Annotated in this window: 10 protein-coding genes; 4 read left to right on the top strand and 6 right to left on the bottom strand. The window is 75.5% G+C overall.

The features are described from left to right. The first annotated feature begins 215 nt into the window (after window positions 1–215). Window positions 216–872: a GNAT family N-acetyltransferase gene (locus tag ACGFT1_RS16835; RefSeq protein WP_373909731.1), complete on the top strand. Its 657-nt coding sequence runs from the start codon at window positions 216–218 to the stop codon at window positions 870–872. Window positions 873–1,260: 388 nt separating this feature from the next. Here ACGFT1_RS16835 and ACGFT1_RS16830 read toward each other — a convergent pair whose 3' ends face one another. Both ACGFT1_RS16830 and ACGFT1_RS16825 read right to left on the bottom strand, forming a co-directional pair. Further along, window positions 1,261–2,508, bottom strand: coding sequence for a beta-ketoacyl synthase (locus tag ACGFT1_RS16830; RefSeq protein WP_373909730.1), 1,248 nt, complete (start codon window positions 2,506–2,508; stop codon window positions 1,261–1,263). A gap of 166 nt (window positions 2,509–2,674) precedes the next feature. After that, window positions 2,675–2,899 (bottom strand): hypothetical protein, encoded by a 225-nt coding sequence (locus ACGFT1_RS16825; protein WP_373909729.1) that lies wholly within the window; start codon window positions 2,897–2,899, stop codon window positions 2,675–2,677. Between the two features lie 644 nt (window positions 2,900–3,543). On the opposite strand from ACGFT1_RS16825, the gene ACGFT1_RS16820 reads away from it, so the two are divergent. Together ACGFT1_RS16820 and ACGFT1_RS16815 are read left to right on the top strand one after the other, a co-directional pair. Beyond that, window positions 3,544–4,827, top strand: coding sequence for a cytochrome P450 (locus ACGFT1_RS16820; RefSeq protein ID WP_373909728.1), 1,284 nt, complete (start codon window positions 3,544–3,546; stop codon window positions 4,825–4,827). Between the two features lie 139 nt (window positions 4,828–4,966). After that, complete coding sequence (locus tag ACGFT1_RS16815) at window positions 4,967–6,580, top strand: peroxidase family protein (RefSeq protein WP_373909727.1); 1,614 nt, start codon at window positions 4,967–4,969, stop codon at window positions 6,578–6,580. Between the two features lie 51 nt (window positions 6,581–6,631). Here ACGFT1_RS16815 and ACGFT1_RS16810 read toward each other — a convergent pair whose 3' ends face one another. Then, window positions 6,632–6,892, bottom strand: coding sequence for a hypothetical protein (locus ACGFT1_RS16810; RefSeq protein WP_373909726.1), 261 nt, complete (start codon window positions 6,890–6,892; stop codon window positions 6,632–6,634). Window positions 6,893–6,924: 32 nt separating this feature from the next. Continuing rightward, window positions 6,925–9,093 carry an acetoacetate decarboxylase family protein gene (locus ACGFT1_RS16805; protein WP_373909725.1) on the bottom strand — a complete coding sequence of 723 codons (2,169 nt, stop codon included), beginning with the start codon at window positions 9,091–9,093 and terminating at the stop codon, window positions 6,925–6,927. A gap of 247 nt (window positions 9,094–9,340) precedes the next feature. Between ACGFT1_RS16805 and ACGFT1_RS16800 the strand changes: the two genes are divergently transcribed. Then, window positions 9,341–10,345, top strand: coding sequence for an acyl-CoA desaturase (locus tag ACGFT1_RS16800; protein ID WP_373909724.1), 1,005 nt, complete (start codon window positions 9,341–9,343; stop codon window positions 10,343–10,345). A gap of 15 nt (window positions 10,346–10,360) precedes the next feature. Here the strand turns inward: ACGFT1_RS16800 and ACGFT1_RS16795 are convergent, their stop codons facing one another. Together ACGFT1_RS16795 and ACGFT1_RS16790 are read right to left on the bottom strand one after the other, a co-directional pair. Then, the gene (locus ACGFT1_RS16795; RefSeq protein WP_373909723.1) at window positions 10,361–11,110 is read right to left on the bottom strand and encodes a hypothetical protein; all 750 of its coding nucleotides are present in this window, start codon (window positions 11,108–11,110) and stop codon (window positions 10,361–10,363) included. 152 nt (window positions 11,111–11,262) lie between these two features. Further along, window positions 11,263–11,388 carry a hypothetical protein gene (locus ACGFT1_RS16790; RefSeq protein WP_356822753.1) on the bottom strand — a complete coding sequence of 42 codons (126 nt, stop codon included), beginning with the start codon at window positions 11,386–11,388 and terminating at the stop codon, window positions 11,263–11,265. Window positions 11,389–12,528: the final 1,140 nt, after the last annotated feature.

Raw genomic sequence — 12,528 nt, 5'->3', positions numbered from 1 at the left:
CCCGGCCGCCGACCCGTCCTGGACCCGCACCGGCCCGAGGCCCGGCTCAAAGGAACAGTCCGGCTGAACCACGCCCCGCTCCACACCGGCGCCGGCACGGCATCCGTCCCCCGACCCGCTAGATTCACGGCCGGTGCGGATCGTCCGCACCGGCGGCGGCACGTGTCCCGTACGGGGTCCGGGTCCGCCGTGTGTGCCGTCGCGCCGGGGGTTCCATGGTCTGGTCGCTGTTCCGCCGGGGCCCCGCCACCCGCGCACTGCCCGTGCCGGGGCGGTGCGCGCCCGGCCGCCACGTCCTGGCCACCGAGCGGCTGCTGCTGTTCACGCCCCGGACCCGGCTGGACGTCGTGGCGGCACTCGCCGCGAGCGCGGACGCCGAGGCACAGCGGTGGCTCGGCACCCAGGCGGACGAGGTGGTGCCCGGCCCCGGCACCCGCCGGAACCTGCTGGCATGGCGGCCTGCCGGGGACGACGGCCGCCGGATCCCCCGCGTCCTGGCCGAGCCGTACGCATCCGGCCCGGACGACCCCCTTCTGCTGGTGTGCGTGCGCAGGTCCGACCTCAGTTACGCCGGTGGCCTCGAACTGGAGCACCGGGCGGGCGAGATGGGCGGCTGGCTGGCGCCGGGCTGCCGCGGCCAGGGCCTGGGTGCGGAGCTGTTCCGCGCGGGCGCCGAACTGGCCCACCGCCATGTCGGTCTGGCCACGGTCCGGGCCGGCGCGGAGACCGGCAACACCGCGAGCCGCCGCGCCCTGGCCCGCGCCGGTTTCGTCCCGGACGAGGGGCCGCCCCGGCACACCCTCCCGGACGGCCGCGTGATCACCAGCGTCTGGCACCGCCACGACACCCCGACGGCCTCCCGCTGCCACTGACCGCGGACCGACTCGGGGGCCACGAGAAGCGGTCGCCACGAGTGGGCCCCCTAACCGGCAGGGACGGGGGTGCGGCCGGGACGGGGAGCGGCTGCACGTTGCCGCTACGGGCAGTCCGCCCCGCCGGACGGCACGGCCCGGCACCGGAGCGGCCGGAACGGACGGACGGCTCCCGGCGCCGGTACGGAAGCGGGCGGCTCCGCCGACCGGCACGGGCTGGCGCGGGAGTCGTGGGAGCGGTCGGGACGGACGGCCCCGGCGCCGACACGGAAGCGGGCAGACGCCGATCATCGGCTGTCCGCCGGTGGGCCGGACCGGCCGCCGGCCGCCGGCAGGGGGGAGCCGGAGATCTCCGAGGCCATGGCTGCCTCTCCCCGGCCGGGGGCGCCTAGTCGACGGCGGTGAAGGCGAGGACGGCGTTCTGGCCGCCGAAGCCGAAGGAGTTGCTGACGGCGGCTCGTATGCGGTGCGGCCGGGGCACCTTGGTGACGACGTCCAGGTCCATCGACGGGTCGAGGGTGTCCAGGTTGGCGGTGGGCGGGATCAACTGGTGGCGCAGGGTGAGGACGGTGCAGGCCGCCTCGATGGCCCCGGCCCCGCCGATGGCGTGCCCGATGGTGCCCTTCAGGGCGGTGACGGGCGGAGGCCGGTGGAAGACCCGGTGCAGCGCGTTGTGCTCGGCGGCGTCGCCCTGCGGGGTGGCGGTGCCGTGCGCGTTGACGTGGTCGATGTCCTCGGGGGCCAGCCCGGCGTCGGCGAGGGCGCCGCTCACGGCGCGGGCGGCGCCGTCGCCCTCGGGGTGCGGGGCGGTGAAGTGGTGGGCGTCGCAGGAGGCTCCGAACCCGGCGAGCAGCGCCGTGGGCCGTACGCCCCGGGTGCGGGCGTCCTCGGTGCGTTCCAGGACGAGGACGGCGGCGCCCTCGCCGAGGACGAAGCCGTCACGGTCGCGGTCGAAGGGGCGGGAGGCGGCGTGCGGGGCGGCGGTACGGCGCGAGAGGGCGCGCATCTGGGCGAAGCAGGCTGCGGTCATCCGCAGCCGGGCGGACTCGCTGCCACCGGCGAGGACGAGGTCGCACCGGCCGGACAGCAGCCAGTCCCGGGCAAGGCCGATCGCGCTGGTGCCGGACGCGCAGGCGGTGCTGACGACCATGTTGGGGCCGAGCGCGCCGAGGTCCAGGGCGATCTCGGCGGCGGCCATGTTGGGCACGCTGCGGGGCAGTGCGAGCGGGGAGACGCGCTGGGGGGTGTGGTCGGCGAGCCGGTCGAACTCGGCCTGCCAGCCCTGCATGGACCCGGTGCCGACGCCCATCACCACGCCCACGCGGGGCCCGTCCCAGCCGGCGGGGGTGAGCCGGGCGTCGGTGACGGCCTCGCGGGCGGCGAGCAGCGCGAACGCGGTGAACCGGTCGAGCCGGCGGGCGAGCCGGTGCCCGAGCAGGCCGGCCGTGTCCAGGCCGGGCACCCGGCAGGAGAAGGCCACGGGCAGTCCGTCCAGTCCGGGGTCGGCCGCGGCGGTGGACTGCCCGGCGCACAGGCCCGTCCAGGCCGCGTCCTTGCCGATGCCCGCCGGGGTGACGAGACCCAGTCCGGTGACGGCGACCGGGGCCCGTCGTACGCCTGCTCTCACCTGCTGCATGGGGCGTGATTATCCGTGCCGCGAGGGGCTGCTGCGGGCCGCGGCAACTCGATCGGCCCAGGACGGGGGCCGCTATCACCCGGATGCGCGAATCGGGCCGAGCCGGTGGACGCCGGTACGGGTCGCCGCAGACCGGTGCCGCCCGGACGCCGGTACCGCCCGGCGGTCAGTGCCACCGGGCGGGCAACTGGCCGTCCCCGCCGGGTGTGTCCTCGCCGTCGGGTGTGCGGTCCCCCTCGGGCGTGCCGTCCGCGCCGGGGCCGCCGTCCAGGGTGCGGACCGCGCCGGCCCAGGCGCGGGCGAGCGCGGTCCTGAGGTCGTCCAGGGGGCGGTCGGAGGTGTCCAGGCGGACGGGAAAGCCGGTGTACACGTGGACACGGGGACGGCGCACGGGGCGGTCGCCCAGCCCGCGAGCTGTTCGGCGCGGCCACCGCAGGAGACGCGGCGGGCGCCCGCGTGCCCGACGGGGATGACGGGGGCGCCGGTGGACAGGGCGAGCCTGACGACACCGGACTTCAGCCGTCCGGGCGGGCGGTCGTGGGAGGCGCGGTGGCGCGGCAGGCCGCCCTCGGGGTGGATCAAGCACGCCGTGACCCGCGGTGGGCGCGTCGGCGGCGTGCCGCAGGGCGTCCGGGGCACGGCGGCTGCCCCTGTGCACCGCCACGTAACCCTCCCGGGTGAGGGCCGGGCCCAGCAGGGGCACCCGCCACAGTCCGGCGGTGGCCGGTACGGCGGGGCGCAGGCCGAGCCGGCGCGGGGTGCCGATGAGGAGCACCGGGTCGAAGAAGGCGGGGGGTTGGCGGCGAGGAGGCAGCCGGTGCCGGGCGGCTGCGCCAGGTGGCCGGTGCCGCTCACGGTCGTGTCGCTGAAGACGGGCACCAGGGCCCCGGCCCACGCCGGCGGCATCGTGCGCTCCTCTCCGCCGTACGGTCCCTGGGGCGATCACGACGGGGGTGGCGCCGGCGCGCACGCCCGCGCTGCCCCGAATGCCGGTCCGGGGTGCGGTGGCCGCCGGCCGGTGGCTGAATGGCCGTCATGGACTTTCTCGCCACGTACGACGCGATCGCGGAGGACGACGTCCCGCAGCGGGTGGCCCTGCTGCGGGAGGCCATGGCGACCGACCGGGCGGCCCTCTTCGCCGAGCTGCGCGCGCACCGGCCGGTGTTCGGCACACCCGTCGGGGTGTTCGTCACCCGGCACCCCGATGTCCTGGAGGTGCTGTCGGCGCCGGGGACGTTCACCGTGGGGGTCTTCGGGCCGGCGCTGGAGGATGTGCTCGGGGCACCGTTCGTCCTCGCCCGGGACGGCGGTGACGTGCACTGGCGCGAGCGTGGGTACGGGCAGCTGATGCTCGCCGCCGAGGACGCGCCGCGGGTGCGGGAGCTGACCGCGCGGATCGCCGAGGAGGTACTGGACGAGGCGACCGCCGGTGACGCGGACACCTTCGACCTCGTACAGGACTACGCCCGCGTGGCCGCCGCCCGCGTCGCCGCCGCCTATCTGGGCTTCGCCGGCATCGAGGAGGGGACGCTGCACTCCTGCACCCTCCGGATGCAGTGGGCGTTCGCCGTGAATCCCGGCCGCGACCCGGAGGTCCACGCGGCCGGTGTGGCCGCCGGACGTGAACTGCGCGGCGCTGTGGCCGACTTGATCGCGCGCCGCCGAGCCGGGGGCCCCGGGGACGGCCCCGACGACGTCCTCGGCCGGATGCTGCGCACCCGGCTGCCCGCCGAGTACGGTTTCGACGACGAGCGGATCAACGCCAACCTGGTCGGTTATCTGACGGGTTATCAGCAGAACGCCACCCAGTGCACGGCCACCGCGCTGAAGGAACTCGCCGTGCGTCCCGGGGTGCTGGCCGAGGCGGAGCGGGCGGCGGGCGCGGGCGACCCGGCGCGCTTCGACGCCTACGTCTGGGAGGCGCTGCGCTTCCACCCGTTCGTGCCGGTCACACCCCGGCTGTGCGTACGCGAGCACGTGCTGGCCGCGGGCACGCCGCGGCGGACGGTGATCCCGGCCAAGAGCGTGGTGCTGGCCTGCTTCGCTTCGGCGATGTTCGACGAGGAGGTCGTGGACGCGCCCGCCGAGTTCCGGCCCGGGCGCCCGCCCGCGCACAACCTGGTCCTCGGTCACGGCGCCCATGACTGCGTCGGCCGCTACGCGGCGCAAGTGATCGTGCCGGAACTGGTGCGGCGTGTGCTGCTGCGCCCCGGCGTCCGCCCACTGCCCGGCGGTGAAGGCGCCCTGGACTACGCGGGCACCCCGTTCCCGCAGCACTACCCGGTGCGGTCCGGGCGCACCGCGGTGCCCACGGCCTGACGCCGGGACGCGACACCGGGGCCCGCACACGGACCTGGCCCGCGGCCCGCACACCGGGACCGAGACAGGATCCGCACACCGGGACCGACACCGGGAACTGCACACGGGATGCGGCCCGCGACCGACCGGAGGACTGCCCATGACCGTCACGTCTCGCTCAGCCCGGGCCAGGAAGGTGCCGTGGACCTGGGTCAGGGACAGGTCCCGGGACGGCCTGCGCAACCGCTTCGAGACGCGTCTGCTGACCCGTTTCGGCGCGGTCTGGCGGGCCGCCCAGCGCAGCAGGTGGCTGCACCGCAGGCTCAACTCCACCCTCATCGACCTGGCGGTGCTCAAGGCGCCGCCGCGTCCCAACCCGCTGAGCACCAAGGCCCCGTACACCTCCTGGGATTCCCTGACCGATCGCTCCTGGGTCGGCCGGCACCTGCCGCCCGTGGCCGCCGTGCGCAAGGGCCTGCCCGCGCCGGAGAAGGTCGCCGAGCTGTTCCGGCGGGAGGGCGAGGGCCGCTACTGCACCCGGTCCACCGCGTTGCTGCCCGCGTTCGCGCAGTGGTTCACCGACGGCTTCCTGCGCGGCCACGCCGCCACCGGCGACCCGCGCCGCACCGACTCGCCGCACACCCTGGACATGTCCCAGCTGTACGGCGACCGGGAGGAGGTCACCGCCTGCCTGCGCACCTTCGAGGGCGGCCGGATGAAGAGCCGGATCATCGGCGGGGCCGAGTTCCCGCCCGCCCTGTGCGAGGGCGGCCGGATCACGGACGAGTTCCGGGCGATCAGACCGGTCCGGTTCGAGGAAGTGCCCGAGACGTACGTGGACACGCTGTTCGCGTGGGGCGGGGAACGCGCGCACGCGCACATCGGGCCGATGGCGATGAACGTCCTCTTCCTGCGCGAGCACAACCGGGTCGCCGGCATCATCGCCGACGCGCATCCGGACTGGGACGACGAGCGCGTCTTCCAGACCACCCGCAACACCCTGATCGTGATGATGATCCGGGTGATGCTGGAGGAGTACATCAACCACATCACGCCGTACCACTTCGCGTTCGTCCTCGATCCCGTCCGCACCGACCGCGGGGTCTGGCACCGCGAGAACTGGGCGACGATCGAGTTCAGCCTGGTCTACCGCTGGCACAGCCTCGTCCCGTCCACGTACGGTCTCGGCGGCCGTGAGGTGCCGCTGGAGCGGACCGTCGCCAACGGGCAGCTGGTCCTGGACCGGGGTCTCGGCCCGCTGTTCGAGGACCTGTCCCGGCAACCCGCGGGCCGGGTCGGCCTGTTCAACACGGACGCGCTGCTGCTGCCGCTGGAGGCGCACGCCGTCGCAGTGGGCCGCGACCTGCGCCTGGCCTCGTACAACGACTACCGCGCCTACTACGGCTTCCCCCGGGTCACCGACCCGCGGCAGATCTCCGGCGACCCGCGGATCCAGGAGGCGCTGCTCGACATGTACGGCGACCTCGACGCGATCGACCTGTACGTCGGGCTGTTCGCCGAGGAGCCGGAGCCCGGTGCCGTCTTCGGCCGGCTGCTCGAACGCGTCATCTCCGTCGACGCGTTCTCCGAGGCGCTGAACAACCCGCTACTGGCGCCCCGCCTGTTCACTCCCGGCACCTTCTCCCCCGAGGGCCTGCGGATCGTCCGGGAGACGCGCAGCCTCTCCGACCTGGTGCACCGCAACCTGCCGGAGGACAGGACGCGTTACCTCGTGTCGCTCGGCCGGAGCGCTGCCGATATCCCGGCCCGCTGAGCCGGCCGGGGCCGCCCGGTGGGGCCGCCCGGTGGGGCCGCCGGGTCCGGTTCAGTCTCCGGCTCGGGCGTGCGCGAGCAACGCCTCGGCGGCGGCGCGCAGTTGTGCCGCCGCCGTGGTGCAGGCGGCGGCGTGCTGTTCCAGGGTCGGGCGGCTCCAGTCCGGTGCCGCCGGGCAGTCGCCGAGCGTGGCGGCGGTGGCGCGCAGCCGTCGCGCGTACTCCTCCATCAGCCCGGCGTCCGACCGCAGCGTACCGGCGCGGTCGAGGAGCCGGGTGTCGTACGACGTCACTCCTGGGGACTCGGTCACCATGGTTACTCCCGGTCGGCGGGCTGTGCGGGATGTCAGCGCGGCAGAAGGGCACCGGCGCTGCGGTGCAGCATGAACTGGGGGCAGGTCAGGACGAAGAGCGGCCGGGCGGTGTCGATCCCGAGCCGGCGCAGCTGCCCGGCGAAGGGCTCGGCCGCCGCGGTGTCCAGCCGCAGCCCGATTCCGCCGCCGCGGTGCAGGCGGAGCCTGCCGTGAGCCCGGACCAGGGTACGCACCGTGCTCCCGCCCCGGCGGCCGTAGAGGATCCAGTCGGCCTCGGGGCAGGGCACGCCCCGGCCGAGGCGGCCTGCGACGGTGATGCCCAGGTCCGGGGAGCCGGCGCGGATCTCCCGGCCCATCAGGTCGGCCTCGGCGGTCACCCGCAGCACGGGCTGGCCCCAGATCTCCTGGGCGACGACCCGGGCCTCCTCGCTGGTCACGGCGAGGGAGAGGACGTAGCGACCGGTGCGGCGCAGGTCGACGCGGCGCAGCAGGTCCAGAGCGACGTCGTAGGGGCCGGGCCGCCACAGGTCGTCCACCAGCACGGAGAGGACGATCTCGGTGTACGGGCCGATCGTGGTGCAGCGGTGCTCGTACACCGACAGCACCGCCATGGCGCGCCTGCCCAGCCGGCTCGGTGCCAGCCAGGTGACGTCGGGCAGCAGGCTCCGGGCCGTATCGGCGTCGACGGGGAAGCACAGGTGGGCGGCGGAGGAGTCGTAGTAGCGCACGGGCACGTCGACCGGGCCGGCCGCGGTGGGCACGGAGGCGGTGGGCACAGTGAGGAAGGGGTAGCCCTCGGGCGGATTGGCGCGGTCCTTGAGCTGGTAGGCCTGGGTGCGCACGACGGGGCCCCGGTAGGGGGCGAGCGCCTCGTCGACGCGCTCGCGGGCCTCGGGGATCACGGTCCTGAGGTGCTCGATGTACTCGTGGATCATGTGGCAGAGCGGGAATTCGTGACCGGGCCCGATGTAGTCGACCTCGTACCAAGCGGGGTGCGGGTCGAACGGGGAGCCCGCGCCGCGGCCGTCGAGGACGGGCACGATGTCGTGCTGGTTGGTGATGCTGGCGACCCAGGTGCGCGGGTCGGCGGGTCTCTTGCTGTCGACCGGGGACCCGACGGCGACGACGTGGGTGACCCGGTAGGTGCGGCAGAACTCCTCGTCCTGGGCGAGGTTCATCAGGGCGATCCCGCCCTCGCTGTGCCCGATCAGGGCGAGGTCGGCGCCGCGCGGGATGCCGTAGTCGTCCAGGGCGAGGAGGATCGAACGGGTGTACGGCGAGTCCGTCAGGAACAGGTTGCGCCAGGCGCCGACGAAGTCCTGCGGGGAGTCGTTGCGGGGGCGGCCCGGTGCCATGCCGGGCGCCTGGACGACGTAACGGACGACACCGTCCGGACCGCGCACGTTCTGCACGAGGATCCGCCCGTCGGTGGAGAGCATCTCGATGTTGCGCAGGAAACCGAGGAAGGAGCCCTCCGGCGCGATGACCTGCCTCTCCTGGTCGGTCAGTTCGACGGCCTCGGCGGCGCCCTCACCCTTGTCCAGGTGCGCGAGCCGGGCGGCGCTGACGCCGTGCAGCGGGTCGGCCGACAGCGCACGGCCGGCGGCCAGCGCCCAGCCGGTCTCGTCGTTCTGCGGGTCCTCGTCCAGCAGGGCGCGGATCGCGAGGAGTTCGGCCATCAGCGGGGCCAGTCCGGACAGGGCCCGCTGGGCTCCCTGGTCCCGGAACAGCGCCCTCAGGGCCCGCACCGACTCCAGGTCCCGGTCGGCGGTGACGGCCTCCGTCAGCCGGCGCATGCCCGGATCGCGCTCGAACTCGGGGTGGTCGATGAGTACGGCGGCGATCCGCAGCCGCAGCGAGCCGACGGCCACCAGCGCCGCCAGGCTCTCCCGGCCCAGCACCTCCCCGGCCGCGCCCAGCACGTGGCCCACGCCCTTCGGGACCGTGATCGCCGCACCGCCCAGGCCCTGCTTGTTGGTGAGGGCGCGCAGCAGCGCCCAGCGGGCGGGGAGGCCGGTGCGGGGACGCCGGCGCGCGGAGGCGGCCAGGTCCGGGGAGAACAGGGTGGTACTGGTGCGCGCGGACACCGCGCGGATGCCCTCGGCGACGTCCACCACCTCCCGCGCGCACCGGCGCAGCAGTTCCTGGACGTCCTGACGGTCCGGCACGGGCCGTCCGGGTGCGGTGCCCTCCGCTCGCATCCGACGCTCCCTCGGCTCGACGACGTGGGGACAGGGGCGGGGCCGCGTCCGCGGGCGCGGCCCCGCCCCCATCGTCGGCCAGGGCGAGCGGGCCCGCACCTTCATCCATCCAGGTAGAGGTCGCGCACGGTTGCGGGCGGCCCGCCGAGCCTGGGCCGTGAGGTCGTACGACTGCCGCATAATCGCCGCACATGACCCCCTGCACTCCCCCGACGGCACCGGTCCCCCATCTGGCGGAGGGCACGTCGTGACCACGTCCGCCGAACGCCCGGGGAACCTGCGGTCCCCGCTTCCCGACACCGTCCCGGTCGGCCGGCCGCTGCGCACCGGTTACCTGCTGACCCTCGTGGTGGGCCCCCTCGCCGTCCTGGCGCTGGCGCTGCCGGCGGCCCTGGCCGCCGGGTGGGGGCCGCGCTGGTACGACGTGGTCCTCGGCGCCGGGATGTACGCGCTGTCCATCATGGGCGTCACCGCCGGCTACCACCGGCACTTCACCCATCTGTCGTTCCGGGCGAAGCGGCCGCTGCGGGTCGCCCTCGGTGTGGCGGGCGGCCTCGCCCTGGAGGGCCCGGTGACCATGTGGGTGGCCGAACACCGCCGCCACCACCAGTACGCCGACCGGGAGGGCGACCCGCACTCGCCGTGGGCGTACGGCACCACCCGGCGGGCGCTCGCCAGGGGGCTGTGGCACGCCCAGGTCGGCTGGTTCTCCTCCTCACCCGTGCGCTCCCACTACCCGCGCTACGCACCCGATCTGCTGGCCGATCCGGACGTGCGCCGCCTGGACCGCTGTTATCCGGTGACCGCCGCCGTCTCCCTCGGCCTGCCGCCCGCTGCGGTCCTCGCGGTCTCCCACGACTGGCACTGCGCGCTGGTCACGTTCTTCTGGGCGAGTCTCGTCCGGTACGCCGTCGTCCACCATGTCACCTGGTCGGTCAACTCCGTCGCGCACGCCTTCGGTGCCCGGCACTACCGCACCCGCGACCAGTCCCGGGACGTGCCGTGGGTGGCGCTGCTGACCTTCGGCGAGGGCTGGCACAACCTCCACCACGCCGACCCCGGCAGCGCCCGGCACGGCGCCCTGGCGGGCCAGCCGGACCTCACGGCCTGGCTCATCGCCCGGTTCGAGCGGTGGGGCTGGGCGTACGACGTGCGCTGGCCGGACGGACGGCGGATCGCCGGCCGGCTGACCACGGAGGCGGCGGGGCGGCGGGCACCGCGCCGGCACGGCCGGGGCCGGCGGGCCGGCTGACGGCCGGGCTCGTGGTCAGGCGCCGGGGAAGTAGCGGGAGAAGGGGGTGGAGTCGACGGCGAACATGCCGTTGAAGGGGTGGTTGAGCTGGTAGACCAGCAGCACGGTGAACGTGATGAGACCCGTCAGCCCCATCACCATCACCACATGGGTCAGGCTCCTGCGCACCCCGAACATGAACATGAAGGCGACGGTCAGCACACCGCCGACGATCAGCCCGAACCACAGCACCGGCGACAGGCTGTTGCCCACATCGGCCTCCCGGCCGCGCCGCGCGTCGTCCAGGGTGCTGAGCTGGGCCAGGGACTCCTGGAGCGTGGCCTGCTGGGCGGGGGTGGCGTCGACCGGCACCTGGCTCGCGGCCCGGAGGTCGTTCAGCAGGTCCCAGCCGCGCCGGCCCGGCGGCTGCCCGCTCGTCATGGCGGGCCACTCGGCGGACACGACGGTGTGCACGTACACGTCGACGGCATCGCGCGTCTGTTCGGCCTGCGGGGCCGGGAGTCCGGCGGCCAGCAGGCGGATCTGGTGAGCGGCGCTCGCCTCCGCCTGCACATGGCCCTCGGCGCCCGACCGGGACTCCCACACGGACACCATCGACAGCCCCAGCACCAGCGCGTAGAGCACGCCGACCATCATGGAGATGTACTCGGCGACGTCCTCGCGGGGTTCCGCGTCCGGGGCGGGGGGCCAGTAGTGATGCCGGATCACCACGATGCCTGCGGCGACCACGGCGATCCCCAGCACGACGGCGAAGATCTCGATCATCGACTCGGTCTCCTGTCGGTGTTTCGCGGGGGGGGAGTCAGGGGTTGGAGGGAGTGAGGGGTTTGAGAGGGTCAGGGATTGGGGGGGAGTCGGGGGTTGGGGGGATTCGGGGGCTTGGCGGGCCGGGGGTCAGGGGCTCACTCTGCCGCCGGTCAAGGGCTGATGCGCCGGGAGCCGAGGAGGGCGGCGGCCAGGGCGGCGGGGATCAGCATCAGGAACAGCACGGCCAGCAGGCCGAGTCCGGTCGGACCGCCGCCAGGCCGGACGAAGCGGGACATGATGGACGGGTTGTGCGGTTGCCTGGGAGGGGTACGGGAGTTCCGCCCCGGCGGCCGGCCCGGTACGGCCGCCTCGCCGGTGGTTCCCTGACCGGTGGTCGTCCGGCCGGTGATCGTCCCACCTGAGGTCGTCCCACCTGAGGTCGTTCGACCGGTGGCGCCCTGACCGCCGGCCGCCTGGCCTCCTGTCTGCCGGCCGCCCGTCGACCGGCCTCCGGCTGTTTCGCCTCCGATCGCTTCGCCTCCGGTGGCCCCACCGCCGGCACCCTCGCCGCCGGTGGCCCCGCCCTCGCCGGCCGTGGCGCCCGTTCCCGCCCCGGCGGCAGCACCTGCTCCGGCCCCGGCACCTGTTCCCGCCCCGGCGGCCCCGCCTCCGGTGGCGCCTCCGCCACCGGCCGTCGCCGCTCCCGCTGCGGCTGCCGCGCCCGCCGCGACCCCAGCCGCTCCGGCGCCAGCCGCACCACCGACACCGGCACCGGCGCCAGCAGCGCCACCCCCTCCGGCCCCCGCGCCCGCCGCGGCACCGCCCGCACCGCCCGCACCGCCCGCACCGGCACCAGTTCCCGCTGCGGCACCCGCTCCAGCCGCGGCACCCGCTCCAGCCGCGGCGCCTGCACCGGCCGCGGCACCTCCTCCCGCTGCCGCAACCCCTGCCCCAGCGCCCGCGCCCGCACCCGCACCCGCACCGGCACCTGCTCCGGCACCGACTCCAGCTGCCCCAGTGCCTGCCCCGGCCCCCGCACCTGCTGCGGCGCCTCCCGCCCCGGCGGCCGTTCCCGTCCCGGCGGCGCCCGCTCCTGCCCCGGCCCCCGCAGCCGTGCCCGCACCCGCGCCCGCGCCCGCAGCCGCCCCAGCCCCGGCTGCCGTACCCGCACCCGCACCTCCGCCCGCAGCCGCCCCGGGAGCCCCGGCCCCGGCCCCCGCCCCGACGCCCGCTGCAGCCCCCGGTGCCTCCACGCCCGTACCCGGAGCCGCGACCGGAGGGAGGACGCCGGGTACGGGTGCGAGCCCGCCGGGGGGTGGCAGGGGTGGGGGTGGCGGGAAGACGACGCCGGGTGGCAGGGGCAGGACCGGTGGCGCCGCGGGTGGTGCCGGCAAGGGGGGCGGGACGGGGACGGTGGGCGGTGGCGGGGCGGGGGG

The organism is Streptomyces sp. Y20, assembly GCF_043195475.1.
Taxonomy (GTDB): domain Bacteria; phylum Actinomycetota; class Actinomycetes; order Streptomycetales; family Streptomycetaceae; genus Streptomyces.
The sequence above is the reverse complement of the archived record's forward strand: the minus strand, read 5'-3'. Positions and strand labels throughout refer to the sequence as shown.